The sequence below is a fragment of the Photobacterium rosenbergii genome, assembly GCF_033022775.1.
Lineage (GTDB): Bacteria > Pseudomonadota > Gammaproteobacteria > Enterobacterales > Vibrionaceae > Photobacterium > Photobacterium rosenbergii_A.
Genome location: NZ_JAWJZI010000008.1, coordinates 41,749 through 67,570, shown reverse-complemented (window position 1 = coordinate 67,570; position 25,822 = coordinate 41,749). Strand labels below are relative to the sequence as shown.

At 52.7% G+C, this 25,822-nt stretch carries 21 protein-coding genes; 13 read left to right on the top strand and 8 right to left on the bottom strand.

Annotation, left to right across the window (positions count from 1 at the left end):
- Window position 1: 1 nt before the first annotated feature.
- The 10 genes from murD to mutT all read left to right on the top strand — a co-directional run bounded on the left by murD (window position 2) and on the right by mutT (window position 13,497).
- Window positions 2–1,378 carry a UDP-N-acetylmuramoyl-L-alanine--D-glutamate ligase gene (gene murD, locus R2X38_RS17945; protein ID WP_317523705.1) on the top strand — a complete coding sequence of 459 codons (1,377 nt, stop codon included), beginning with the start codon at window positions 2–4 and terminating at the stop codon, window positions 1,376–1,378.
- Window positions 1,378–2,586 carry a cell division protein FtsW gene (gene ftsW / locus R2X38_RS17940; RefSeq protein ID WP_317523704.1) on the top strand — a complete coding sequence of 403 codons (1,209 nt, stop codon included), beginning with the start codon at window positions 1,378–1,380 and terminating at the stop codon, window positions 2,584–2,586. Before murD ends, ftsW begins: the two co-directional genes overlap by 1 nt.
- Window positions 2,573–3,646 carry an undecaprenyldiphospho-muramoylpentapeptide beta-N-acetylglucosaminyltransferase gene (gene murG, locus R2X38_RS17935; protein WP_317523703.1) on the top strand — a complete coding sequence of 358 codons (1,074 nt, stop codon included), beginning with the start codon at window positions 2,573–2,575 and terminating at the stop codon, window positions 3,644–3,646. The genes ftsW and murG overlap by 14 nt, the downstream gene beginning before the upstream one ends.
- Window positions 3,647–3,660: 14 nt before the next feature.
- Window positions 3,661–5,118, top strand: coding sequence for a UDP-N-acetylmuramate--L-alanine ligase (murC, locus tag R2X38_RS17930; protein WP_317523702.1), 1,458 nt, complete (start codon window positions 3,661–3,663; stop codon window positions 5,116–5,118).
- A gap of 216 nt (window positions 5,119–5,334) precedes the next feature.
- On the top strand, window positions 5,335–6,102 hold the full coding sequence (locus tag R2X38_RS17925) for a cell division protein FtsQ/DivIB (RefSeq protein WP_317523701.1): 768 nt from the start codon (window positions 5,335–5,337) through the stop codon (window positions 6,100–6,102).
- A 52-nt stretch (window positions 6,103–6,154) separates the two neighbouring features.
- The gene (ftsA, locus tag R2X38_RS17920; protein WP_317523700.1) at window positions 6,155–7,411 is read left to right on the top strand and encodes a cell division protein FtsA; all 1,257 of its coding nucleotides are present in this window, start codon (window positions 6,155–6,157) and stop codon (window positions 7,409–7,411) included.
- A gap of 34 nt (window positions 7,412–7,445) precedes the next feature.
- Window positions 7,446–8,639, top strand: coding sequence for a cell division protein FtsZ (ftsZ, locus tag R2X38_RS17915; RefSeq protein WP_317523699.1), 1,194 nt, complete (start codon window positions 7,446–7,448; stop codon window positions 8,637–8,639).
- Between the two features lie 115 nt (window positions 8,640–8,754).
- Entirely contained in the window at window positions 8,755–9,672 is a 918-nt protein-coding gene (gene lpxC / locus R2X38_RS17910; protein WP_317523698.1) for a UDP-3-O-acyl-N-acetylglucosamine deacetylase, read from the top strand.
- A gap of 538 nt (window positions 9,673–10,210) precedes the next feature.
- A complete protein-coding gene (secA, locus tag R2X38_RS17905) occupies window positions 10,211–12,937 on the top strand; it encodes a preprotein translocase subunit SecA (protein WP_317523697.1) in 2,727 nt (908 codons plus the stop codon).
- Window positions 12,938–13,089: 152 nt separating this feature from the next.
- Complete coding sequence (gene mutT, locus R2X38_RS17900; protein WP_317523696.1) at window positions 13,090–13,497, top strand: 8-oxo-dGTP diphosphatase MutT; 408 nt, start codon at window positions 13,090–13,092, stop codon at window positions 13,495–13,497.
- A gap of 166 nt (window positions 13,498–13,663) precedes the next feature.
- Here the strand turns inward: mutT and yacG are convergent, their stop codons facing one another.
- The 8 genes from yacG to nadC form a co-directional block, all read right to left on the bottom strand.
- Window positions 13,664–13,882, bottom strand: coding sequence for a DNA gyrase inhibitor YacG (gene yacG / locus R2X38_RS17895; protein ID WP_039459319.1), 219 nt, complete (start codon window positions 13,880–13,882; stop codon window positions 13,664–13,666).
- A gap of 8 nt (window positions 13,883–13,890) precedes the next feature.
- A complete protein-coding gene (zapD, locus tag R2X38_RS17890) occupies window positions 13,891–14,628 on the bottom strand; it encodes a cell division protein ZapD (protein WP_317523695.1) in 738 nt (245 codons plus the stop codon).
- Between the two features lie 19 nt (window positions 14,629–14,647).
- A complete protein-coding gene (coaE, locus tag R2X38_RS17885) occupies window positions 14,648–15,268 on the bottom strand; it encodes a dephospho-CoA kinase (RefSeq protein WP_317523694.1) in 621 nt (206 codons plus the stop codon).
- A 3-nt stretch (window positions 15,269–15,271) separates the two neighbouring features.
- A complete protein-coding gene (locus tag R2X38_RS17880) occupies window positions 15,272–16,141 on the bottom strand; it encodes an A24 family peptidase (protein WP_317523693.1) in 870 nt (289 codons plus the stop codon).
- Window positions 16,142–16,325: 184 nt separating this feature from the next.
- Window positions 16,326–17,546, bottom strand: coding sequence for a type II secretion system F family protein (locus tag R2X38_RS17875; protein ID WP_317523692.1), 1,221 nt, complete (start codon window positions 17,544–17,546; stop codon window positions 16,326–16,328).
- Between the two features lie 50 nt (window positions 17,547–17,596).
- A complete protein-coding gene (gene pilB, locus R2X38_RS17870) occupies window positions 17,597–19,297 on the bottom strand; it encodes a type IV-A pilus assembly ATPase PilB (RefSeq protein WP_317523691.1) in 1,701 nt (566 codons plus the stop codon).
- Entirely contained in the window at window positions 19,297–19,746 is a 450-nt protein-coding gene (locus R2X38_RS17865) for a prepilin-type N-terminal cleavage/methylation domain-containing protein (RefSeq protein ID WP_317523690.1), read from the bottom strand. Before R2X38_RS17865 ends, pilB begins: the two co-directional genes overlap by 1 nt.
- A gap of 410 nt (window positions 19,747–20,156) precedes the next feature.
- Window positions 20,157–21,044 carry a carboxylating nicotinate-nucleotide diphosphorylase gene (gene nadC, locus R2X38_RS17860; protein ID WP_317523776.1) on the bottom strand — a complete coding sequence of 296 codons (888 nt, stop codon included), beginning with the start codon at window positions 21,042–21,044 and terminating at the stop codon, window positions 20,157–20,159.
- Between the two features lie 381 nt (window positions 21,045–21,425).
- On the opposite strand from nadC, the gene ampD reads away from it, so the two are divergent.
- The 3 genes from ampD to aceE all read left to right on the top strand — a co-directional run bounded on the left by ampD (window position 21,426) and on the right by aceE (window position 25,814).
- Window positions 21,426–21,980 (top strand): 1,6-anhydro-N-acetylmuramyl-L-alanine amidase AmpD, encoded by a 555-nt coding sequence (gene ampD / locus R2X38_RS17855; RefSeq protein ID WP_317523689.1) that lies wholly within the window; start codon window positions 21,426–21,428, stop codon window positions 21,978–21,980.
- Between the two features lie 314 nt (window positions 21,981–22,294).
- Window positions 22,295–23,068 (top strand): pyruvate dehydrogenase complex transcriptional repressor PdhR, encoded by a 774-nt coding sequence (gene pdhR / locus R2X38_RS17850; RefSeq protein WP_281026346.1) that lies wholly within the window; start codon window positions 22,295–22,297, stop codon window positions 23,066–23,068.
- Window positions 23,069–23,150: 82 nt separating this feature from the next.
- Window positions 23,151–25,814 (top strand): pyruvate dehydrogenase (acetyl-transferring), homodimeric type, encoded by a 2,664-nt coding sequence (gene aceE, locus R2X38_RS17845; protein ID WP_317523687.1) that lies wholly within the window; start codon window positions 23,151–23,153, stop codon window positions 25,812–25,814.
- Window positions 25,815–25,822: the final 8 nt, after the last annotated feature.

The window sequence follows — 25,822 nt, the reverse complement described above, 5'->3', positions numbered from 1 at the left end:
GATGAAAGGCTTGGAAGGCGTAAAGCAGGTGGTAGTGATCGGGCTGGGTATGACCGGCCTGTCGGTGGTGAACCATCTGCTGAGGGCAACTCAGCCGTTGGACATCAAGGTCATTGATACCCGTGAGCACCCTCCGGGCCGCGAACAGCTCCCTGACTCGGTTCAACTTTGCAGTGGTCAGTGGCAGATGGACTGGCTGATGACTGCCGACTTGATTGTTTCAAGCCCGGGCATCGCCCTGGCTACTCCGCAGCTGCAGCAAGCAGCTACTGCGGGGATTGAAATTGTCGGTGATATCGAACTGTTTGCCCGTGCGGTAGAGAAGCCAGTGGTCGCGATCACAGGCTCCAACGGCAAGAGCACTGTGACCAGCCTGGTTGGCGAAATGGCCAAAGAGGCCGGCATCAACGTTGGTGTTGGCGGCAACATCGGCTTTGCTGCGCTGGATATGCTGGCAGAAGATCACGACCTGTATGTCCTCGAGCTGTCCAGCTTCCAGCTGGAAACTACTTCGAGTCTGTCGCTCAAAGCAGCGGCTTACCTCAACCTGTCTGAAGACCATATGGACAGGTACCCTGGCGGCCTGGCTCAGTACAGCGCGGCCAAGATGCGTATTTTCAACCATGCCGAGCTGGCGGTTTTCAACCGCGAAGATCTGGCGACCAAGCCGGATACTGATGGTCGTGAGATTGGGCTGGTCAGCTTTGGCCTCAATACCGGTAACAACACCGGTAGCAGTGAGAGCAGCGAGCGTTACGGCTTGGCCGAGCACCAAGGCGAAGAGTGGCTGGCTATCGCTGGCAAGCCGGTAATGCCAAGCAACGAGATTGCCTTGGTCGGCCGCCACAATGTCGCCAACAGCCTGGCGGCCCTGGCGCTGGCGGATGCAGTAGGTATTGAGCGCGAGGCCTCGTGCCGTGCGCTGCGTCGCTACAACGGCTTGGCCCACCGCTGCCAGCTGGTGGCTGAGCAACATGGCGTGAAATGGGTCAATGACTCCAAGGCCACCAATCTTGCCAGTACCTTGGCGGCACTCAATGGTTTGCAGCTCAATGGCAAGCTTCACTTGCTGGTAGGCGGTGATGGCAAGGGGGCCGACTTTTCCGAACTGGCACCCGTTCTGGCAACATTAGATGCTCAGTTGTACTGCTTTGGCCGCGACGGCACTCATTTTGCGCCGCTGGTCGATAACCCTGTGATGGTCGAGACCATGGCGCAAGCCATGTCACAGGCTGCACAAACAGCCTGTGCGGGAGATATGATCTTGTTATCTCCGGCCTGTGCGAGCTTCGATCAATTTGCTAACTTTATGGTGCGTGGTGACACGTTTGTCGAACTGGCACAGACGCTACAGCACCAGGTAGGCAAGGACAGCTGATGGCAGGAGCGGTAAAGGAAGGGATGGGGCAGTTTTTTGATTGGATGACAAAACCGGCAGCACAGAGCCCGTATGACAGGCAACTGGTCTGGATTGCATTAGCCTTGATGGCAACAGGCTTGGTGATGGTTACGTCTGCCTCGGTGCCGATCGCGACCCGCCTGACGGATATGCCGTTCTATTTTGCCCTGCGCCATGGCTTCTTTCTATTCTGCTCACTGGTGCTGGCCAGTTTTGTGCTGATGATCCCGCTAGAGAAGTGGCGCCAGTACAGCGTGCCGATGCTGATCGTATCGATAGTGCTATTGATTGTGGTACTGGGTGTCGGTCGCTCGGTAAACGGTGCATCGCGTTGGATCCCGCTCGGGATTTTCAACCTGCAGCCTGCCGAAGTCGCCAAACTTTCCCTGTTTCTGTTTTTATCCGGCTATCTGGTACGTCAGTACCAGCAAGTGCGTGAAACCTTTGTTGGTTTTGCCAAGCCGTTGCTGGTACTTGTCCTGCTTGGTGCCTTGCTGCTTGAACAGCCCGATCTCGGCTCGTTTGTCGTGATGTTCGTTACCACGGTCGGCATGCTGTTTATCGCCGGTGCCAAACTGTGGCAATTCATCGTGATGATAGCCACGGCGGGTGTCGGTATTGCCTCCCTGATTTATTTCGAGCCGTACCGTTGGCGCCGTGTTACCTCTTTCCTCGACCCGTGGGATGATCCATTCGGTAGCGGCTACCAGCTTACCCAATCCCTGATGGCCTTTGGCCGTGGTGAATGGCTGGGCCAGGGGCTGGGCAACTCAATCCAGAAGCTGGAATATTTGCCCGAGGCCCACACTGACTTTGTATTTGCGGTACTGGCCGAGGAAGTTGGCCTTATCGGGGTCACTGTGGTGCTGCTGCTTATCTTCGCTTTGGTATTTAAAGCCTTGATGATTGGCCGCCGCTGCTTGCAGACCGAGCAGTTATACGGCGGTTTCCTCGCTTTTGGCTTTGCCTTCTGGTTTGCTTTCCAGACCTTGGTCAATGTCGGCGCGGCCGCCGGCATGGTACCGACCAAGGGCTTGACCTTGCCACTGATCAGTTACGGTGGCTCCAGTTTATTTATTATGGCTACTGCGGTCGCCATTTTGATCCGGATTGACTACGAGCAGCGCATCGCTGCTAAAGCGATGCCGGATCCGGAAGTAGAAGAAAATGACAATGAACAAGAATAAACGCTTGCTGGTGATGGCGGGCGGCACCGGAGGCCATGTCTTCCCGGGCTTGGCCGTTGCCAAGCGTTTGCAGCAAGAAGGCTGGGAAATTCGCTGGCTCGGCACTGCCGACCGTATGGAAGCCGAGTTGGTGCCAAAGCACGGCATCGACATCGACTTTATCAAGGTTAAGGGCTTGCGCGGCCAGGGTATTACCCGCTTGTTGGCAGCGCCTTTCAAGATTGTTGGTGCAATTTTGCAGGCCAGAAAATATATCAAAGCGTGGCAGCCAGATGCGGTACTCGGCATGGGCGGTTATGTCAGCGGGCCGGGTGGCGTCGCGGCTTGGCTGTCGGGCGTACCGGTGATTTTGCATGAACAAAACGCGGTCGCCGGTTTGACTAATCAGTGGCTTTCACGCATTGCGGCGAGTGTGCTTCAGGCATTCCCGGGCGCTTTCCCAAACCGCGAAGTGGTGGGTAACCCAGTCCGTCAGGACGTTGTCGAATTGGCTGCGCCGGAGCAACGCTTTGCCGAGCGGGACGGGCCTATTCGGGTATTGGTGATGGGAGGCAGCCAGGGGGCACGCATCCTTAACCAAACTCTGCCTCAAGTTGCGGGTATGCTGGGCGATACAGTCACAGTATGGCATCAGGCCGGTAAAGGTGCGCAGGCGCAAACCGAACAAGATTACGCCCAGTATGCCGATGCGCAGGGTGACAACTACCACGTCACAGAATTTATCGACGATGTAGCCGCGGCTTATGCCTGGGCTGATATCGTTGTTTGCCGCTCGGGGGCCCTGACCGTCTCTGAGCTATCGGCTGCCGGTCTTGGTGCGGTATTTGTGCCATTCATGCACAAGGATCGCCAGCAGGCGCTCAATGCCGACCATCTGGTGCAGTGCGGCGCGGCAAAAATGATTGAACAGCCTGATCTGACGGTAGAAGGTCTGGCCGACACCTTACAACAATTAGACCGTGCACAGCTGGCCAAGATGGCGCAGGCGGCACGGGACGCAGCGATTATTGATGCTGACCGCCGGGTGGCGGAGGTGATCAAGTCGTTGGCAAAGCAATAAGACGAGACAAAGTGATGAGTAAACTGGATAACCAGCAATTAGCAAAAATTAGAACCATGGTGCCAGAGATGCGCCGCGTAGAGCGCATCCACTTTGTTGGGATCGGCGGTGCCGGCATGAGCGGTATCGCAGAAGTTTTGGTTAACGAAGGTTACCACGTCAGCGGATCTGATCTGGCACCGAATGCCGTGACCAACCGTTTGGCGAGCAAGGGTGCCGAGATTTTCTTCGGTCACCAAGCGAGCAACATCGAAGGCTCTAGCGTGGTGGTTGCCTCGACGGCGATTGATCAGAGCAACCCTGAGTTGGCTGCTGCCCGTGAGCTGCGTATTCCGGTAGTACGCCGAGCAGAGATGCTGGCTGAGCTGATGCGCTACCGCCATGGTATTGCCATTGCCGGTACCCACGGCAAAACGACGACAACGGCTTTGGTTACCCAGATCTACTCTGAAGCAGGTTTGGATCCGACATTCGTCAACGGCGGTCTGGTGAAAAGTGCGGGGACCAATGCCCGCCTTGGCTCAAGCCGTTATCTGATTGCCGAAGCCGACGAAAGTGATGCATCATTTTTGCATCTGCAGCCGATGGTGTGTGTGGTGACCAATATCGAAGCGGACCATATGGATACCTATGGCGGCGACTTCGAAGTGCTGAAGCAGACGTTTGTCGATTTTCTGCACAACCTGCCGTTCTACGGTTTGGCGGTTATGTGTATTGATGATCCTGTCGTGCGTGAGCTTCTTCCAAGAATTGGCCGCCAGGTGATCACTTACGGCTTTTCTGAGGATGCAGATGTGCGTTTGGTTGATTATGATCAGCGCGGCCAGCAAGGACATTTCTCGATACTACGTAAAGGCAAGTCTGCCCTTGAGATAAAACTGAACATCCCGGGTAAGCATAATGCCCTGAACGCGACAGCCGCTGTTGCGGTGGCAACGGAAGAAGGCGTGGCCGATGAGGCGATCACCCGTGCACTGGCTGAGTTCGAAGGTACAGGCCGACGCTTTGATCACCTTGGTGAGTTCGAGACCGGTAACGGTAAAGTGATGCTGGTTGACGATTACGGCCACCACCCGAGCGAAGTGGACGTGACGATTCAGGCTGCGCGCGCAGGTTGGGAAGACAAGCGTTTGGTAATGGTATTCCAGCCGCACCGCTACAGCCGCACCCGTGATCTGTATGACGATTTTGCCAATGTACTCGAGCAGGTTGATGTGCTTGTCATGCTGGATGTGTATGCTGCTGGTGAAGTACCGATTGCCGGTGCTGATGGCCGTGCGTTATGCCGTACTATTCGTGGCCGTGGCAAACTTGATCCGATTTTCGTGCCGACTATCGATGCTTTGCCGTCAGCGTTGGCAAATATTCTACAAAATGATGATTTAGTTCTGACACAAGGTGCTGGTGATGTTGGCAAGATTGCTCGACAGCTTGCGGATATGCAACTGAATATTGAGCAAATGAGTCAGTAATAATACCGTATAAAAAATATATATTTGGCTTGTTTTTTGCTTTGATTTAAGCTTATAGCCAGAGATCTGCGAGGAATCGGCTTTCAGATGTTGGAGAGCCGCTGCTTGCTCGCTATAATCTGTCAACTTTACGCGAGAAAGCGGAAAGGGTTGAGGGAATGGCCTTGCCGCTTTTGCTAGGTAAATATCGGCTATGACATCGGGATTAAACTATTTATGGCTGATAGTGTCCTAAAAAGAATATCGTTTTCCTCTGCGGCGCCGTTACACCACCGTGGGGGACTGGCTTTTTTTCTCTTTGTGATCGGGTTTGTTGCCTGGCTGTTCAGCGCGGCAATCAACTGGATGACAGATGCCAACCGGCTGCCGTTGTCACAGCTGGTGATTCAAGGTGAGTTGCATTACCTAACGCCCGGTGATGTCCGGGAAGGGATTATGCACCTTGAGCAGCTTGGCAGTTTCATGACCCAGGACGTTGATGAAATTCAACATGTGCTAGAGGCCATGCCTTGGGTGGCCAGGGCAGCAGTGCGCAAGCAGTGGCCCGATACCCTCAAGGTATTTTTGGTCGAGCAAGAGCCTGCGGCTTCCTGGAATGGCCGCGCGATGGTCAACCAGGAAGGGGAAGTCTTTGAGGCTCCTCCCGAGCAGTCCGGCCAAATGCTGGTGGGTCTGGCAGGGCCGGATGGCACCAGCCTCGAAGTGTTGAGCGCATTGCGCGAAATGCAACCGAGGTTACAGCATGCGGGCTTTGAAATTGCTACGCTGGCATTGAATGAACGTCGGGCTTGGCGGGTTTGGTTAACCAACGGCGTCAGGCTTGAATTAGGGCGTAAGGAGCGGATGGAGCGAATTGAACGTTTCATTGCCTTATCCCCGCAATTAGAACAGCAAGGAAAGGCTATCGAGTACATAGACTTACGCTATGATACCGGAGCTGCTGTAGGCTGGGTCACTGACCCAGAGCAAAGCGAGACCAAATAGATCGGCTCGGCCGCAGCCTGTTTGGCTTAAGAGAACTATAAGAGTAGGCGCTATGACGAAGGCGGCAGATAAAAAACTGATAGTAGGCCTGGATATTGGCACGTCCAAAGTCAGTGCTTTGGTCGGTGAAGTGCTACCGGATGGCGAAGTTAACGTCATCGGTGAAGGTAGCAGTCCGTCCGGTGGGATGGACAAAGGCGGTGTGAATGATCTCGAGTCTGTAGTCAAATCGGTACAGGGCGCGATCTACAAAGCTGAGTTGATGGCTGACTGTCAGATTTCATCGGTATTTTTGTCTTTGTCGGGCAAGCATATTCGCTGCCAGACAGAAGAAGGCATGGTGCCGATTTCTGATAAAGAAGTCACTCAGGATGACGTAGACAATGTCATCCATACCGCTAAATCGGTAAAAATTAGTGACGAACATAAAGTTTTGCATGTAATTCCTCAGGAATTTGCTATTGATTATCAAGAGGGAATTAAAAACCCTGTTGGTCTATCTGGGGTACGCATGGAAGCCAGTGTTCATTTGATCACCTGCCATAACGACATGGCGCGTAATATCGTCAAGGCGGTAGAGCGCTGTGACCTCAAAGTCGATCAGCTTATTTTCTCCGGCTTGGCTGCCAGCCACGCGGTGTTGACGCCTGATGAGCGTGAACTGGGTGTCTGCGTGGTCGACATCGGCGGCGGTACTATGGATATCGCTGTCTGGACCGGTGGTGCATTGCGCCATGCGGCCGTGATTCCTTATGCGGGCAATGTGGTAACCAGTGACATTGCCTATGCTTTCGGCACCCCATTGGGTGATGCCGAGGAAATTAAAGTGAAATATGGCTGTGCGCTAAGCGAACTTGTTAGCAAGGATGCCAAGGTAGATGTGCCGAGTGTTGGCGGTCGACCTTCGCGTAGCCTGCAGAGCCAAACATTGGCGGAAGTGATAGAGCCCCGTTACAGCGAGCTGTTGGGACTGGTTAATCAGAAGCTGATAGAAGTACAAGAACAACTGCGTAATGCGGGAGTGAAGCACCAGTTGGCAGCTGGTATCGTCTTGACTGGCGGTGCGGCCCAGATGGAAGGCCTGGTGGAGTGCGCCGAGCGTGTCTTCAGCAACCAGGTTAGAGTTGGTCTGCCACTTAACGTGACAGGGCTGACCGAACATGTGCAATTCCCACATTATGCGACTGCAGTAGGTCTACTGCATTACGGAAAGGATAGTCAGACATTTGATGACAGCGAAATTGAGCAGAAACGTTCTGTTTCTGGCTTTTTCTCTAAGCTAAGTGGCTGGTTAAGAAAAGAATTTTAAAACCTGATGCGAACAGGATGGACGGAGAGAACACATGTTTGAACCGATGATGGAAATGTCTGACGAAGCGGTAATTAAAGTCATAGGCGTTGGCGGCGGTGGTGGTAATGCTGTCGATCACATGGTACGTGAATCAATCGAAGGCGTTGAGTTTATCAGTGTGAACACTGATGCTCAGGCACTACGTAAAACCAATGTAAGTACAGTGATCCAGATCGGTGGGGCTATCACCAAAGGTCTGGGTGCGGGTGCCAACCCTCAGGTTGGTCGTGACTCGGCACTGGAAGATCGCGAAGCGATTAAAGCTGAGCTTGAAGGCTCTGACATGATTTTCATCGCAGCCGGCATGGGCGGCGGTACCGGTACTGGTGCGGCGCCAATCATTGCTGAGGTAGCGAAAGAGCTGGGGATCCTGACTGTTGCGGTGGTGACTAAGCCATTTAGCTTCGAAGGCAAAAAGCGTATGGCGTTTGCCGAGCAGGGCATCGAGGAGCTGTCTAAGCACGTTGACTCGTTGATCACTATCCCTAACGAAAAGCTGCTGAAAGTACTTGGCCGTGGCATCACATTGCTTGATGCGTTTGCCAAGGCTAACGACGTACTGAAAAACGCCGTTCAGGGTATTGCCGAGCTGATCACCCGTCCGGGCATGATCAACGTCGACTTTGCGGACGTTCGTACAGTGATGTCTGAAATGGGCCATGCCATGATGGGTAGCGGTGTTGCCACTGGTGACGACCGTGCTGAAGAAGCGGCTGAAATGGCGATTTCGAGCCCGCTACTAGAAGATATCGATCTAGCTGGTGCTCGCGGTGTGCTTGTTAACATCACCGCTGGCCTGGACATGCGTCTGGATGAGTTCGAAACTGTAGGTAATACGGTGAAAGCCTTTGCCTCTGACAACGCAACGGTTGTTATCGGTACATCGCTTGACCCTGAAATGTCTGACGAGCTACGTGTAACGGTTGTTGCTACGGGGATTGGCAAAGAATGCAAGCCAGATATCACCTTGGTAACTGGTACTGCGAAGCCAGTACAGGCCGTCGCTGCTGAGAAACCAGCCCCTGCGGCAGCACCTGCTGAAGAAGCTAAAGCTGCGCCACTAAACCAGCCAGCTCCGGCGGCGGAACCGGCGAACCAGCAGGCGGCAACGGCAGCAAATCCTAAGCCTCAGGCGGATCACGACTACTTGGATATCCCAGCATTTTTGCGCAAGCAAGCTGACTAAGCGCGCAATTAATTTTGGGAAACTGGTTAAAAAGTGATATGATGTGCGTCCCTGTCCTTATTTTGACGAAGGATAGGGGCCGATATCATGGCAATTTTATAGTTGAGAAAAGCAGATGATAAGACAACGTACACTGAAAAGCATTGTGCAAACGACTGGGGTGGGACTTCACTCTGGCCGTAAAGTGACGCTTATTCTTCGTCCTGCTGCTGCAAACACTGGTGTGATTTATCGCCGTACCGATTTGAATCCGCCTGTTGATTTTCCAGCAGATGCAGATTCGGTCCGCGACACCATGTTGTGTACTGCCCTGGTCAATGAGCAAGGCGTACGTATCTCAACGGTTGAGCACCTTAACGCTGCGTTGGCAGGAATGGGTATCGATAACGTTATTATCGAAGTTGATGCACCTGAAATCCCTATTATGGATGGCAGTGCGAGCCCGTTCATCTACCTGCTGCAGTCTGCCGGCATCGATACCCTGAATGTGCCTAAGCGCTTCTTGCGTATCAAGAAAACTGTTCGCGTCGAAGATGGTGACAAGTGGGCAGAACTCCGTCCTTACAACGGGTTCCGTCTGGATTTCGCTATCGAGTTTAACCACCCGGCGATTGAATCAGAGCAGCAGCGTTTGGTACTGGATTTCTCCAGCCAGTCTTTTGTTAAAGATATCAGCCGTGCCCGTACCTTCGGCTTCATGCGTGATATCGAATACCTCCAGTCACAAAACCTGTGCCTGGGTGGTAGCTTTGACAATGCTATCGTGCTTGACGATTACCGTATCCTCAATGACGAAGGCCTACGCTTCGACAACGAGCTTGTTACCCACAAGGTACTGGACGCCATTGGCGATCTTTACATGTGTGGCCACAATATCATTGGCGAAATGGTGGCTTACAAGTCAGGCCATGCGCTTAACAACAAGCTACTGCGTGCAGTGCTTGCTGATCAGGAAGCGTATGAGTGGTCGACCTTCACGGATGAACAGCAGGTTCCTGTAACCTTTGCTCAGCCTGGAATGGTACTGGCCTAATCGGTCATTGCGCATCAAACGATTTCAGAAACGCCGGACCTTGTCCGGCGTTTTTTTATGCATTCATTTCTGCACGGGCTGCCTTGGTGGGCAATAGCAGAGCATAACTCAGCTTTCCGGGGCAAAAGTGGTGGCTAAGTTCTAATTTTTCGAATATGAAAAACCTCGTCGGGCCATTTGCCATAGGCGACACTGTCAATATGGCTTATTATATCAAGCTTGGGAGAGCACTGACCAAGGTCGCTTGGCTTCTTGGATCAGCTTGGGTTTGCACCCTCCACGGATAGCCGATGGTGTTCAATTTCTGGTATTGTTTTCATTTATCCCTTGAAATGGTCGACTCGTACCACAATATCATCAATAACCATAGTTTTTCGTATCGGCTTCCGTAGTCACACCAGTGGCGAATTTAGACGGGACAGGGATGATTAATCGCAAGTCTTGGCCTAGTGCCTTGCTGATATAATCCCGGTTGAAAAATTCAGATTAAGAATTCAGCCTCGATAGGCTGAAATAACTAAGAGAAAACGGCAACGCCATGTTATCAAAACTACTGACCAAAGTTATCGGTAGCCGTAACGACCGCACACTGCGTCGTATGCGCAAAATTGTTGACCAAATCAACAAGCTTGAACCTCAATTCGAAAGTTTGCAGGACGAAGAACTAAAGGCCAAAACGGTTGAGTTCCGTGAGCGTCTGGAGCAGGGTGAGAACCTTGACCAGCTACTGCCAGAAGCCTTTGCAACGGTACGTGAAGCGTCCAAGCGTGTATTCGGTATGCGCCACTTCGACGTTCAGCTTATCGGCGGTATGGTACTGAACGCTTGCCAAATCGCAGAGATGCGTACCGGTGAGGGTAAAACCCTGACGGCAACCCTGCCTGCTTACCTCAACGCTCTGACGGGTAAAGGCGTTCACATCGTTACGGTGAATGACTACCTGGCTGCGCGTGATGCCGAAACCAACCGTGCACTATTTGAATTCCTTGGCATGAGCGTTGGCGTTAACGTGCCAAACATGCCGCCTCAGGCGAAGAAAGAAGCCTACGCTGCCGATATCCTTTACGGTACAAACAACGAATTTGGTTTTGACTACCTGCGTGACAACATGGCATTCCGCCCGGAAGACCGCGTACAGCGCGAGCGCTTCTTTGCGGTAGTCGATGAAGTTGACTCAATCCTTATCGATGAAGCCCGTACCCCGCTTATTATCTCGGGTCCTGCGGAAGACAGCTCTGAGCTATACACTAAGATCAACACCCTGATCCCACAGCTGGTGAGGCAGGATCAGGAAGACAGCGAAGAATACCGTGGCGAAGGCCACTACACCGTTGATGAAAAGTCTAAGCAGGCTCACCTAACCGAAAACGGTCAGGAATTTGTTGAAGAGCTGCTCAAGACAAATGGCATGATGGAAGAGGACGATACCCTTTACTCTCCTGCCAACATCAGCCTGCTGCACCATGTTAACGCTGCGCTTCGTGCTCATGTACTGTTCGAGCGCGACGTTGACTACATCGTTAAAGACGACGAAGTGATCATCGTTGATGAACACACCGGCCGTACCATGCCTGGCCGCCGCTGGTCTGAAGGTCTGCACCAGGCTGTTGAAGCCAAAGAAGGTGTGAAGATCCAGAACGAAAACCAGACGCTGGCGTCGATCACGTTCCAGAACTACTTCCGTCTGTACACCAAGCTGTCAGGTATGACAGGTACAGCCGATACCGAAGCATTCGAATTCCAGTCTATCTACGGCCTTGAAACCGTAGTACTGCCAACCAACAAGCCGATGATCCGTGATGACATGGGTGACTTGGTTTACATGACCGAGCAGGAAAAATTTGCCGCGATCAGCGAAGACATCAAGAACCGTGTCGAAAACGGCCAGCCAGTTCTTGTCGGTACGGTATCGATCGAGAAATCTGAGCTACTGTCCAAATCGCTGAAGAAGCAAGGTATCAAGCACGAAGTCTTGAACGCCAAGTTCCACGAGCGTGAGGCAGACATCGTTGCCCAGGCGGGGGCGCCAAGTGCCGTGACTATTGCCACCAACATGGCCGGCCGTGGTACGGATATCGTACTGGGTGGCTCATGGCAGAGCGAAGTCGCCAAGCTGGAAAACCCTACAGATGAGCAAATCGCCAAGATCAAAGCGGATTGGCAGGTAAAACACGATGCGGTGCTAGCATCTGGTGGCCTGCACATCATTGGTACCGAGCGTCACGAATCTCGCCGTATCGATAACCAGCTACGTGGTCGTTCTGGCCGTCAGGGTGATGCCGGTTCTTCACGTTTCTACCTATCGATGGAAGATGGCCTGATGCGTATCTTCGCTTCGGATCGTGTGTCTAACATGATGAAGAAGCTGGGTATGGAAGAAGGCGAAGCCATTGAGCACCCATGGGTGACCAAGGCTATCGAGAACGCCCAGCGTAAAGTTGAAGGCCGTAACTTCGATATCCGTAAGCAGCTGCTTGAATTCGATGACGTGGCAAACGACCAGCGTAAGGTGGTTTACGAGCTACGCGACGAGCTGATGAATGCTGAAGACATCAGCGAGATGATCGAGCAGAACCGCGAAGACGTGATCCAAGCCGTTATCGATGGCTACATCCCGCCGCAGTCGCTGGAAGAGATGTGGGACATCCAGGGGCTGGAAGAGCGCCTGAAGGCCGACTACGACATGGATCTACCTATCCAGGAGTGGCTGGACAGCGAAGAGAAGCTGTACGAAGAAGCATTGCGTGAGCGTATCGTCGAGAAAGCGGTTGAGATCTACCGTCACAAAGAAGAAGTGGTTGGTGCGCCAGTACTGCGTAACTTCGAGAAGACGGTAATGCTGCAGAACCTGGATACGCTATGGAAAGAACACCTAGCGGCAATGGACCACCTGCGTCAGGGTATCCACCTACGTGGTTACGCCCAGAAGAACCCGAAACAGGAATACAAGCGCGAGTCGTTTGAACTGTTTGAAGGTATGCTGGAAAGCCTGAAGTCTGACGTGATTGCGATTCTGAGCAAGGTACGTGTTCAGCAGCAGGAAGAAGTTGAGCGTGTTGAAGAAGAGCGCCGCCGTCAGGCAGAAGAGCTTGCTCGCCGCCAGCAGTTCCAGCACCAGAATGCGGAAAACCAAATTGCTGACGAAAGCCAGGAGAGCGACGAAGCGGCACCTTACCAGCGCGAAGAGCGCAAGGTGGGCCGTAACGAGCCTTGCCCATGTGGCTCTGGCAAGAAGTACAAGCAATGCCACGGTAAAATCAACTAACCGTGCTGCTTAACCCAGTCAAAAGGCCGCTACTGCGGCCTTTTTTCTAGACTGAGATAACGCAATGGGCCTCTATCACTGGGTATATGACACCGGGTATAAGCTTAAAGAAGAGATCTGCTCAGCAGGCAACGAAAGAGAAAGGAACAGCTTTGGAAAAGAAACAAGTGTGGATTTCGGCGGGGATCATCCTCAATGCCGAGCAGGACAAGGTTTTTATTACCCAGCGCGCAGCCAAAGCGCACAAGGGCGGTTTTTGGGAGTTTGCCGGGGGCAAGGTTGAAGTTGGCGAAACGGCCGAACAGGCAGTGATCAGAGAGCTTCACGAGGAAGTGGGTATCCAGGCAACAAAGCTGGAGCACTTCATGGCACTGGAGCACGACTACCCAGAGAAGTCGCTGAAGTTTGATTTCTTCTTGGTACGCGCCTTTGAGGGCAAGGCTTACGGCAAAGAAGGCCAGCCAAGCGAGTGGGTACGCCTGAAAGAGCTAACCAACTACGCTTTCCCGGAGGCGAATGAGGTAGTGCTACAAAAGCTCGCTACGCTTAGCGAGGCTTGAGGCTAATCGGCTGGAGGCAATTGGCTGAGCGAGCTTATTCAATATAAAACGAGCTAGTCCGATATAAAAAAGGTGGTTTATCTTATGATAAGCCACCTTTTTTAATCAGTGAGTAATAAGCTCTTGCTCTTCCTCGCGCCTAGGACCGAGGGCCCCTAGCCGCAGATCAATACCCCATATCTTCCGACCAGCCATCGGAATCCGACATATCCGGAGCGCCCGGGATCGCCTTCTCTTCTTCGGCCCACTCACCCAGATCAATCAGCTGGCAGCGCTTGCAGCAGAACGGACGGAATGGACTTTGCTCACCCCAAACAACGTCGGTCTGGCAGGTCGGGCATTTCACCACAGTGATCGGTGTGGTTGGCGTGTTGGATTGCGTCACTAGTTACCTCAGCAAATCGCTAGTTTAAATTCTATCGTCTCGGCAATACCGGCGCCTTCTTCAAATGGCATGAAGCGGATGGCAAACCGGCTGCGGTGCCCTGATATCATAGGGTAGACACCATGGCTGGGGCAAATCTCAAGGCGGATCAAACTGGCTTCTTCCGCTTCATGCTGGAAGAAACCACCACGAGCGACCTGATCTTGGAACTGGCCGGTTTCCCTTACCAGCTTGAGCCATAGGTTGAGCGCAACACTCAGCTCTTTGATTTGCGAGAGCCAGTTGGTCAGATCATTCTGCTTGTGAGCCAGTGGTAGGTGCAGCCAGTGGTGCAAGGCGGGCAGGTCAAAACAACAGCTGCCGCCAGGGATAGACAAGCGTTGCTTGATCCCGCCAAGGAAGCGGTCTTCGCGCAAGGCTTGGCCGAGACGGTTGGATGTAAGCAGCTGGTGCTGGGCAAGCTCTAGCTGATCGAGCAATGCCAGCAGGGCGCTTTGATCAACCCCTTCGATGTTGAGCCACTGCTTGAGGCGGCCACGCTGCTTTTCCAGATCCTTGGCGAGCTCTGATTTGAGCTGGATTTGGTCGAGGATTTCCAGCAAATCAAACAGGGCGCGGAAGAATAGCTGATGCTGCCACGGATCAGCGAGCTCGCTGGCATGCTGCATCTGGCGGATCAAATATTCGAGGCGAAGGTAAATCCGTACCTTCTCGTTTAGCGGGTGTTCAAAGCGATTTACTTGCATATCAACCTACCCAAATTAGTTAGCACTGCGGCGTATTGTTCTGCTGGCGGCTCAGCGCCAGGTATTGTTGGTGCAGTTTGGCAACTTGCTGTTCAAGGTTGTTACCATTGCCATTATTGCAGATCACATCATCGGCTGCTGCAAGGCGTTGCTCACGGTTGGCCTGGGAGGCCAGAATGCTGCGGACCTGCTCGGCTGGAACATTATCCCGCTGCTGTGTCCGGGCGATCTGGATCTCTTCATCGACATCGACCACCAACAGGCGATCTGTCATTGCCTGTAGGTTGTTCTCCACCATCAGCGGGACAACCAGCAAGCAATAAGGCGACTGGGCGGCAGCAATATCTTGCTGCATCTTTTCCCTGATCATCGGATGCAATAATTGGTTAAGCCATTCTTTTAATTGATGATCACTGAAGATGGCTTCACGCAGCTTACTGCGGTTAAGCGTGCCATCTGTCAGCAAGATGTCAGAACCCAATTTCTCAACAATAGCTTGCAAACCGGCACTGCCGGGCTCGACTACTTTGCGGGCCACGATATCGGCATCGATGATCTCGACCTGCTGATCTGCAAATAAGTTGGCTACAGTGGTTTTGCCGCTACCGATCCCGCCGGTCAAACCTACAACGAAAGACATCTATCAAAGCCCCAAATAGTTGGTTAGGTACCAGTTGAGCAACGGCTCACCCCATAGCATGGCCACCCAGCCAGCAATAGCCAGGTAAGGGCCAAAAGAGAATGGCTGTTGGCCATCGGCTTGCTGTCGGCGCATCATGATAATGCCGCAGATAGCCCCCACCAGTGAAGAGAACAACACCACAAAAGGCAGTAGCTGCCAGCCGAGCCAGGCACCGAGTGCAGCCAATAGCTTGAAGTCACCGTAACCCATGCCTTCCTTGCCGGTCAGCAGCTTGAAGGCCCAGTACAGGCTCCATAGCGACAGGTAACCGGCCATAGCACCGATAACTGCATCTTGCAGGCTGACAGGGGAGATCCCCAATAATGACAGCATCAAGCCTGCCCACATCAAAGGCAGGGTGATCTGATCCGGCAGCAGCATCTTGTCGATATCGATAAAGGTCAGGGCGATCAGGGCAAAACTGAACAGGATCACCGCCAGTGACCATACCGAAGCTGGCAGGGTAAGGGCGATAGTGGTGCTGATTGCTGCGGTCAGTACTTCGATCGCCGGGTAGCGGGCACTGATGCTGGCCTTGCAGTTGCGGCACTGTCCCCTTAGCAGCAGCCAGCTGATCACCGGGATATTATCCCACATGCTGATTTGATGCTGGCAGTGCGGGCAGCGCGAGCGCGGAATACTGAGGTTGAAGGTGCCGGTATCTGGCTGGGGGGTAAGCTCCGGGAAATATTCGGTGCAGTCGGCTCTCCACTGGCGTTCCATCATAATAGGCAGGCGGTGGATCACCACATTGAGGAAGCTACCTACCAGCAAACCAAAAATGGCCGCAAAGGCAGGGAATAACCAGGGGTATACAACCAGCAACGTCATGAAAAAACTCTCATATTACTCAATGGGAATATTGTAGGGGAAATGGGGTAGGGATCATAGGAAAAGCAGAAGAAAGGCCCTAGGAAGAGCGGGTCCTAGGCCCTAGGAAAACATGATATTAAGCCTGTCCATCTTCCAGAACCCAGAACCCAGGACCTAGGATCCAGGATCTCGCACCTTACTCTTACCCCACCACACTCATCAATTTGAACACTGGCATATACATGGCGATCAGCAAACCGCCGATCAGGCCGCCGAGGAACAGGATGATCAGCGGTTCGATAATTTTGCCGAGGTTATCGACGGTGTTGTCGACATCATCCTCGTAGTTGATGGCAACTTTGTTGAGCATGTCATCGATAGACCCGGACTCTTCGCCGATCATCACCATTTGCAGCATCAGCTCGGGAAATACCTCGCTGTGGCGCAGGGCCAAGTTCAATGGCATGCCGGCTGCGGTATTGCCGTGGGCGCCTTGTATGGCTTGCTCGATAAAGCGGTTGCCCGCGGTTCTACCGGCCGCTTCCAACCCGCTCAGCAGCGGGATCCCCGAGGAGAAAGTGGTCGCAAGGGTGCGGGCAAAGCGGGCGATGGCGGCTTTGCGCAGGATGGGCCCCATGATGGGGATCACCAGCAGGAAGCGGTGAACCCGCAGCTTGTGTTTGTCTGATTTACGATAGGCAGTGATGGCAAAGATGATCGCCAGCAGCAAGCCTAGGGCGAGGTAGGGGCCGTGGCTGATCATGAGGTTCGAAGTGTCGATGATCCGCTGGGTAAACCATGGCAGATCAGCGCCAAAGCTTTTGAAGATATTGGCAAACTGCGGGATCACGAAAATCAGCATCATCACGGTGACGATAATGGCCGTCAGGGTCACCATGGTCGGGTAAATCATCGCCTTGACCACTTTCTTGCGCATGGCTTCGCTTTTTTCGCGGTAAGTGGCAAGGCGGTTGAACGCCTCGGCCAAGTGGCCGGTCTGCTCACCGGTCGCAACAAGATCGCAGTAGAAATCATCAAACAGCGGTGAGCTGGTATGCATCGCGCGGGATAGGGTCGAACCGGCTTCGACCTGGGTGGTGATCATAGCAAGGGTCGCCCGTCCTTCGGCCTTATGGTGACTGGTGGAAATCAGCTTGAGCGCCTGTACCACCGGGACGCCGGAGTTGACCATAGTGGCAAGCTGGCGGGTAATGGCGGTGATATCGGTGGCCTTGAGCTGATTTCTGCGTCTGCTCAGTGTTGAGGGCTGGTGGCGCTTGATTTTCTTGACGATGATCTGTTGCTCGCTGAGCTTGGCGCGGATTTCCTGCTCCTGAAAGCCTAGCATCACACCAGAGATACGCTTGCCGGTTGGGTTGATCCCACGCCAGCGGTAGTAACGTATTTTTCTGTCCTTGGCCATGGGTTTTTCCTTATGTTGCTAGACGTGATTCTTATATTTCGAGAGCGTGTTCAAGCGAAATGCAGGACGCGTTGCAGTTCAGCGAGGCTGGTTGTGCCTTGGCAGAGTTTTTCGACTCCGGCTTGTTTCAGAGTGATCATGCCATGCTGGCAGGCAATATCTTCCAGCTCCAAGGTACTGGCTCCTTGCATCAGCGCTTGTGACAGTGGCCTTGAGAAGGGCATGACTTCAAAAATACCGACCCGTCCCAGATAGCCTTTGTTGCAGTCATCACAGCCAATCGAGCTGGCTTTGAACAGCTCGGCATCGGCAGGGATGTCTAGCTTGGCGCGCAGTAACGGGTCGAGATCGTCCGGCTCTTTGCAGAGGTGGCATAACCTTCTGGCAAGGCGCTGGGCGATGATAAGGCTGAGCGATGATGCCAAATTGAAATCCTCGATCCCCATATTGGTCAGGCGGGTAATAGTTTCTGCTGCCGAGTTAGTATGCAGGGTTGATAGCACCAAGTGACCGGTTTGTGCCGCTTTAACCGCAATGCCGCCGGTTTCGAGATCGCGGATTTCCCCCACCATCACCACATCCGGATCCTGACGCAGAAAAGCCCTGAGCGCCTCGGCAAAACCAAGCCCTGTGGTTGGGTTGATCTGGACCTGGTTGATCCCCGGCAGGTTGATCTCAATTGGATCTTCGGCGGTCGAAATATTACGCGCTTCGGTATTGAGAATTTTCAGTCCCGAATAGAGCGAAACGGTCTTGCCGCTTCCGGTCGGCCCGGTCATCAGGATCATCCCTTGCGGCTGGTTTAATGCATCAAGGTAGGCTTGTTTTTGCACTTCGTTATAACCGAGGTGGTCGATATCCAGCTTGCTGCTATTGCTATCGAGGATCCGCAACACGATTTTCTCGCCCCACATGGTCGGCAGGGTCGATACCCGAAGATCAATCGACACGGTATCGGAGAGCTTGAGCTTGATCCGACCATCCTGCGGGACTCGCCGCTCGGCAATATTGAGCCGTGACATCACCTTGAGTCGGGTAGATAGGCGGCGGGATAGATTAGCCGGAGGGGTCGCATACTGGTGCAAAATGCCGTCGCAGCGAAAGCGGATCCGGTAGTGTTTCTCGTAAGGCTCGAAATGGATATCCGAAGCATGTTTGCGCAGGGCATCAAGCAGGGTCTGGTTGATATAGCGAGTAACAGGTGCACTGTCGTTGCTGAGATCCGTGGTTTCATCAACCAGCTCGCCATCACTGAGCTCCACCAGTTCGGTCAGCTCAGTATCGCTGATCCCCCGCTGTGGCGCATGTTGCTCGGTCCCTTTTAGCTCGCTGCCGTAGACCCTGCGGATTGCCGCTTCGAGCTGCTTATATTCGAGCAGCATAGGCTCGACATGCTTGCCGGTGGCAAAGCGAAACTCATCAAGGGCATCAAGATAGGTGGGATCACTCAGGCCGATAAACAGGGTGTTGTCGTTAGCACTTAATGGCAGCACCCGGTGACGCAGGATCAAATCACGCAGGTTAAGGCTCTTGCAGCATTCGGTATAGTCGTACTGGTGGGCGTCAACTAGCGCGACGGCAAAAATGATTTCCAGCTGGCGGGCCAAATCCTGGCTGGTCATGATCCCGAGGCCAATTAACGCCGCAGGTACAGACAGATTCTCTGCCTGTACCTGATCGATCACCTGTTGCAGCTGCACCGGGCTGATCAGCTCAGCCTGGTGCAGGATTGAAGCGAGGTTGGTGTGCATTATGGGCAGTAAGTATTCTGGGCTGCTCCTTGGTCATCCTTGCAAGAAGAACTCCAAGTTAGACCATCTGATGAATAGGTAGCAGTCAGAATATACTTCTCACCACTTTTAATTGGGCCCTTATTCGCTGTAGCTGTTGCAGTAATGTCAACTTGATCATTCCCTGTTCCAGCTGCTGTAGAAACACCAATATCATTTAACGATATAGAAGGAATTGCTGCACTTGTTCCATTTATACATGTAGATCTAAATGATGAGGCATCAGCAGCATCTTGGTGGGCACATAATTCCACTGCTAGTTTTACTGCTGACGCAACTTTCGGGAATTCTGCCAGAGTTGCTTTCTTGGTATAGTCTTGGTAAGCAGGCACTGCAAAGGCGCTCAAAATACCTACAATCGCCACCACTATCATCAACTCAATCAGCGTAAAGCCTTTTTGTCCTTTCATTATTCTTTTCCTTGTTTTGTTGCCATGATTTTTCTATGGATTTAGCATACGCCTGATATGCAACGGGTTTTAATGGTGGCGAGAGGTTGCTGGAAATACTTTGAAAAAATGATCAAAGGCTTACAGTTGTTGCAGAGAGTTTTGCGAGAAAGGGCTAGGCCCGAGGCTATTGGCGCTAGGCGAGTGGAGAAGAGCTTAGAGCTTCGGGGGAATTGAGTTAAATATCAGGAGCGGGGGAGGGCTTATAGTTATCGAAGGTGTAGCCGTGTGGTTGAAAAAACATAGTGAGAACAAGAGACAGGGGAGCTGTCGAACTTGAGGATTAAGCTGGAGCAAGGATTGAATACGAAGGTTTTTAATCCAATCGCCTATTGCCACTTGCCCCGTGCCGTGAAACTTACTTAAACCGCTTATTTGAAACGCATGGACAAATCCATCGCCTTGAGATGCTTGGTCAGCGCGCCGACCGAGATGTAATCGACACCGGTTTGGGCAAACTCGCGGATGGTCTCCAGTGTCACGTTACCAGAGTTCTCCAATGCGGCGCGGCCAGCGTTGATTTTTACTGCTTCGTGCATCATGTCGGTGGTGAAGTTATCCAGCATGATGATGTCGGCACCGGCATCGATGGCTTGCTGCAGTTCATCCAGCGACTCGGTTTCCACTTCCACTGGCTTGCCCGGGTTGAGTTGCTTGGCAGTACTGATGGCCTGCTTGATGCCGCCGCAGGCGATGATGTGGTTTTCCTTGATCAGGTAAGCGTCGAACACACCGATACGGTGGTTGTAGCCGCCGCCGCAGGTCACGGCGTATTTCAGTGCGCTGCGCAGGCCCGGAATGGTCTTGCGGGTATCCAGCAGGCGGCAACCGGTGCCTTCGAGCTGCTTGGCGTACTCGGCTACTGTGGTGGCACAGCCTGACAGGGTCTGGATGAAGTTCATCGCGTTGCGCTCGCCGGTCAGCAGGATGCGTGACGGGCCGCTCAGGGTGCAAAGGGTCTGGTTCGGCTCGACCTTGTCGCCGTCTTCAACATGCCATTCAATACTGACTTCACCGCCCAGCTGGCGGAACACTTCCTCGGCCCACATCCGGCCGCAGAAAATACCGTACTCGCGGGTGATGATGGTCGCTACCCCTTGGCAGTCAGCCGGGATCAGGCTGGCCGTCACATCGCGGCTGGCATCAATCTCGCCACCGAGATCTTCACGCAGGGTGTCGGCAACGGCACGGGTAATTTCGAGGGGAAGCTGCTGTTTAAGGTAATTCAAGCGCGATTCGCTGTCGTGCTTCTTTTCCATTTGAGTCATGACAAATCCGTAGCAAGGTTTGGCTGCTGAATAGGGGCGGGAGCCGCTCCCAGTTTTTGTGGTGCTGATCATACCGCGATGCGCGGCCAGAAGCGAGTGTGGTTAGGGGAGAAGGGCGGCTTCAGGCTCTATAGTTAAGTCGGGTAATACAGGTACTATGCAAAATAGGTTCTATGGAGCTATGGCCCTAAGGTTCTGTGGAAAGAGCGACTTTCTAAGCAAAGTCATTATTTTACATGATCTTTAACTGGACAATTTCACATAGACCTTCGATCCTGCGTGTTGGACCACAGGACCACAGGACCACAGGACCACAGGACCACAGGACCACAGGACCTTTTTCTAGAAACTCTCCTCTAGGATCTCAATAAAATGCTAACAATTAACCAAAACCACTGGCTGGAAGGGGTCAAACATGTGCCTTCGCCGTTCCACGACGCCAGGCCGGATGGTGACGATATTTCGCTGCTGGTTGTTCATAATATCAGCTTGCCGCCGGGCCAGTTTGGTGGCCCGTATATCGAACAGCTATTTACCGGCACCTTAAAACCTGACGAACATCCCTATTTTGAGTTAATTTCCGGTTTTCGGGTCTCGGCTCACTGTCTAATTAGGCGAAATGGCGATATTATCCAGTTCGTTCCGTTTGACTGTCGGGCTTGGCATGCGGGTGTGTCGACATTTGCAGGCCGTGACAAGTGCAACGACTACTCGATCGGAATTGAACTGGAAGGAACGGACACCCTGCCTTATACCCAGGCCCAGTATGACACCCTCGCTGCACTCACCCGGGTGCTGCTTGAAAACTACCCCCGCACGGATGCCAGCCGGATCACCGGCCACGAGTTTATCGCCCCTGGGCGCAAAACCGACCCGGGTTTGGCATTTGATTGGCTTGCCTATAAGTCTTCAATATTGCTCAAGTAATCGCCAATCAGTGCGATTGGTGATGAGAAAAATGGCGGGAAAATGTAACAAACAATTGGTCAGACCATTGTCTATTTTCTCGTCAAACATTGCCCTAACCCCTGTTGAATACTAGTGTTTGTCATGTTTTAACAAGTTTTCATAATTTGAAATTTTTGTTAAATCACCCCTCTTTCTATGATTTCAATCAAGTTGTCGGTAGACATCCTCAAATATTTCTGTAAACTTTCCTTCCATAGTTAAATTGGTAATACCAATTATCCGCATTCCGGACTACCTTGAAACGTATAAGTACAACCAAGAACAAATAACGAATGACTTATAAACGAATCCGCCAACCCAAGCTCTCCGACGCTATCGAGCAGGAACTGGAGCATCTGATCCTAGAGGGCATCCTGTCCCCGGGTCAGCAGCTGCCGCCTGAGCGTGAGCTTGCCAAGCAATTCGATGTTTCTCGCCCGTCTGTCCGCGAAGCTATCCAGCGCCTTGAAGCAAAAAAACTGCTCACGCGCCGCCAGGGTGGCGGTACCTTTGTGACCGAAAAGCTATGGCAGAGCTTTTCTGAGCCACTGTTGGAACTCCTCTCCGCCCACCCAGAAACCCAGCTAGATTTACTGGAGTCGCGCCACGCCCTAGAAGGCCTGGCCGCCTACTATGCCGCTCTGCGCGGCAACGAAGAAGATTTCACCCGTATTCGTGACTGCCATTCACGTATACAGGAAGCCCAGCAGCAAGGTGATTTGCCGGCCGAAGCCGCCGCAGTGATGCAATACCTGATAGCGGTGACCGAGTCCGCACACAACGTGGTATTGCTCCATATCATCCGTAGCCTTGCCCCTCTGCTGGAGCAAAACGTATTACAAAACTTTGAGCTCCTGAACCGTCGCCCAGACGTGGTGGAAAAGGTGCGCAATCATCGAGCCAACATTGTCCAGGCGATTGTTTCGGGTGAGCCCGTACAGGCCCGCGAAGCATCGCATGCACATTTGGCTTATATCGAGGAAACCTTGTTGGATTTATCGCGTGAAGACAGTAGACGAGAACGCTCTCTTCGACGCATTCAACAACGCAAGGACGGGCTGGATTAGTACCCCTCATATAAGCCGAGGGCACTAGTAAACAGTCGCGACATTGTTAGTTTTGTAGATTATCAACGAAAGGATAGATCGCATGTCTGAAGTCATGAAAAATGACGTGGACGCACTGGAAACTCAAGAGTGGCTAGCAGCCCTTGAGTCAGTCGTTCGTGAAGAAGGTGTAGAACGCGCCCAGTTCCTACTTGAGCAAGTACTGGACAAGGCTCGTCTTGATGGCGTAGATATGCCAACTGGTATCACTACCAACTACATCAACACCATCCCATCAGATCAAGAACCAGCTTACCCTGGTGACACAACGCTTGAGCGCCGTATCCGCGCGATCATCCGTTGGAACGCAGCTATGATCGTACTGCGCGGCTCTAAGAAAGACCTAGAGCTTGGCGGTCACATGGCTTCATTCCAGTCTGCTGCAGCGTTTTACGAGACTTGTTTCAACCACTTCTTCCGTGCACCAAACGAGAAGGACGGCGGTGACCTAGTCTACTACCAAGGCCACATTTCCCCTGGTATCTACTCTCGTGCGTTCGTTGAAGGTCGTCTGACCGAAGAGCAGCTAGACAACTTCCGCCAGGAAGTCGACGGCAAAGGTATCCCTTCATACCCGCACCCTAAACTAATGCCTGAGTTCTGGCAGTTCCCGACCGTATCAATGGGTCTGGGTCCAATCTCTGCTATCTACCAAGCACGTTTCCTTAAGTACCTAGACGGCCGTGGCCTGAAAGATACTAAAGAGCAGCGCGTATACGCGTTCCTGGGTGACGGTGAGATGGATGAGCCAGAATCACGTGGTGCGATTTCTTTCGCTGCGCGTGAGAAATTGGACAACCTATGCTTCCTAATCAACTGTAACCTGCAGCGTCTTGACGGCCCGGTAATGGGTAACGGCAAGATCATCCAAGAGCTAGAAGGCCTGTTCAAGGGTGCTGGCTGGAACGTGGTTAAAGTTATCTGGGGTAACAACTGGGATTCCCTACTGGCGAAAGACACCTCTGGTAAGCTGCTTCAGCTAATGAACGAGACCATCGACGGTGACTACCAGACATTCAAGTCGAAAGACGGTGCCTACGTACGTGAGCACTTCTTCGGTAAGTACCCAGAGACCGCAGCCCTGGTTGCAGACATGACTGACGACGAAATCTTCGCCCTTAAGCGTGGTGGTCACGAGTCATCTAAGCTGTACGCGGCATACAAGAACGCGGCGGAAACCAAAGACCGTCCAACCGTTATCCTTGCTAAGACCGTTAAAGGTTACGGCATGGGTGAAGCAGCGGAAGGTAAGAACATTGCGCACCAGGTTAAGAAGATGGACATGTCTTCTGTTATGCACCTGCGTGACCGCCTAGGCCTGCAAGACCTAGTATCTGACGAAGAAGTGAAGAACCTGCCTTACCTGAAACTGGAAGAAGGTTCGAAAGAGCACGAGTACCTACACGCTCGTCGTAAAGCACTTCACGGCTACACGCCACAGCGCCTGCCTAACTTCACTGAAGAACTAGTGATCCCAGAAGTTGCAGAGTTCAAGCCACTGCTAGAAGAGCAGAAGCGTGACATCTCTACGACTATGGCATTCGTTCGTGCGCTGAACGTTCTACTTAAGAACAAGAACATCGGTAAGAACATCGTTCCTATCATTGCTGACGAAGCACGTACTTTCGGTATGGAAGGTCTGTTCCGTCAAATCGGTATCTACAACCCGCACGGCCAGCAGTACACCCCGCAGGACCGTGACATCGTTTCTTACTACAAAGAAGCAACTTCGGGCCAGGTACTACAGGAAGGTATCAACGAGCTGGGTGCAATGTCTTCATGGGTTGCTGCGGCAACATCATACAGCACCAACGATCTGCCAATGATCCCGTTCTACATCTACTACTCAATGTTCGGCTTCCAGCGTGTGGGCGACATGGCGTGGATGGCAGGTGACCAGCAGGCGCGTGGTTTCCTACTGGGTGCGACAGCAGGTCGTACTACCCTGAACGGCGAAGGTCTACAGCACGAAGACGGTCACAGCCACATCATGGCTAACACTGTTCCTAACTGTATCTCTTACGACCCAACGTTCGCTTACGAAGTTGCTGTGATCATGCAAGACGGTATCCGTCGCATGTACGGCGAGCAAGAGAACGTGTTCTACTACCTAACGGTAATGAACGAAAACTACGCGATGCCAGCAATGCCAGAAGGCGCTGAAGAAGGCATCCGTAAGGGTATCTACAAGCTAGAATCTTACGCGGGTGATAAGTCTAAAGTTCAGCTAATGAGCTCGGGCACCATCATGAACGAAGTTCGTAAAGCAGCACAGATCCTAAGCGACGACTACGGTATCGCTTCTGACATCTACTCTGTGACGTCTTTCAACGAACTAACCCGTGAAGGTCAAGACGTAGAGCGCTTCAACATGCTTCACCCTGAAGCAGAAGCGAAAGTACCGTACATCGCACAGGTTATGGGCACTGAGCCTGCAATCGCTGCAACTGACTACATGAAGAACTACGCAGAGCAAGTTCGCGCGTTCATGCCTTCTGAGTCTTTCAAAGTACTTGGTACTGACGGTTTCGGCCGCTCTGACAGCCGTGCGAACCTACGCCGCCACTTTGAAGTTAACGCTGGCTACGTAGTTGTTGCTGCACTGACTGAACTGGCTAAGCGTGGTGATGTTGAGAAATCTGTAATTGCTGAAGCAATCGCGAAGTTCGACATCGACGCTGACAAGATCAACCCGCTATACGCGTAAGAGGCAAA

What these genes read in the sequence shown, in the direction of transcription:
- murG (WP_317523703.1), top strand. Translation starts at nt 2,573, where the DNA reads ATGAACAAGAATAAACGCTTGCTGGTGATGGCGGGCGGCACCGGAGGC.
- R2X38_RS17880 (WP_317523693.1), bottom strand. Translation starts at nt 16,141, where the DNA reads ATGACGTTGCTGGTTGTATACCCCTGGTTATTCCCTGCCTTTGCGGCC.
- murD (WP_317523705.1), top strand. Translation starts at nt 2, where the DNA reads ATGAAAGGCTTGGAAGGCGTAAAGCAGGTGGTAGTGATCGGGCTGGGT.
- R2X38_RS17925 (WP_317523701.1), top strand. Translation starts at nt 5,335, where the DNA reads ATGGCTGATAGTGTCCTAAAAAGAATATCGTTTTCCTCTGCGGCGCCG.
- murC (WP_317523702.1), top strand. Translation starts at nt 3,661, where the DNA reads ATGAGTAAACTGGATAACCAGCAATTAGCAAAAATTAGAACCATGGTG.
- ftsW (WP_317523704.1), top strand. Translation starts at nt 1,378, where the DNA reads ATGGCAGGAGCGGTAAAGGAAGGGATGGGGCAGTTTTTTGATTGGATG.
- coaE (WP_317523694.1), bottom strand. Translation starts at nt 15,268, where the DNA reads ATGTCTTTCGTTGTAGGTTTGACCGGCGGGATCGGTAGCGGCAAAACC.
- nadC (WP_317523776.1), bottom strand. Translation starts at nt 21,044, where the DNA reads ATGGAAAAGAAGCACGACAGCGAATCGCGCTTGAATTACCTTAAACAG.
- pilB (WP_317523691.1), bottom strand. Translation starts at nt 19,297, where the DNA reads ATGCACACCAACCTCGCTTCAATCCTGCACCAGGCTGAGCTGATCAGC.
- aceE (WP_317523687.1), top strand. Translation starts at nt 23,151, where the DNA reads ATGTCTGAAGTCATGAAAAATGACGTGGACGCACTGGAAACTCAAGAG.
- ftsA (WP_317523700.1), top strand. Translation starts at nt 6,155, where the DNA reads ATGACGAAGGCGGCAGATAAAAAACTGATAGTAGGCCTGGATATTGGC.
- R2X38_RS17865 (WP_317523690.1), bottom strand. Translation starts at nt 19,746, where the DNA reads ATGAAAGGACAAAAAGGCTTTACGCTGATTGAGTTGATGATAGTGGTG.
- ampD (WP_317523689.1), top strand. Translation starts at nt 21,426, where the DNA reads ATGCTAACAATTAACCAAAACCACTGGCTGGAAGGGGTCAAACATGTG.
- pdhR (WP_281026346.1), top strand. Translation starts at nt 22,295, where the DNA reads ATGACTTATAAACGAATCCGCCAACCCAAGCTCTCCGACGCTATCGAG.
- lpxC (WP_317523698.1), top strand. Translation starts at nt 8,755, where the DNA reads ATGATAAGACAACGTACACTGAAAAGCATTGTGCAAACGACTGGGGTG.
- ftsZ (WP_317523699.1), top strand. Translation starts at nt 7,446, where the DNA reads ATGTTTGAACCGATGATGGAAATGTCTGACGAAGCGGTAATTAAAGTC.
- secA (WP_317523697.1), top strand. Translation starts at nt 10,211, where the DNA reads ATGTTATCAAAACTACTGACCAAAGTTATCGGTAGCCGTAACGACCGC.
- zapD (WP_317523695.1), bottom strand. Translation starts at nt 14,628, where the DNA reads ATGCAAGTAAATCGCTTTGAACACCCGCTAAACGAGAAGGTACGGATT.
- R2X38_RS17875 (WP_317523692.1), bottom strand. Translation starts at nt 17,546, where the DNA reads ATGGCCAAGGACAGAAAAATACGTTACTACCGCTGGCGTGGGATCAAC.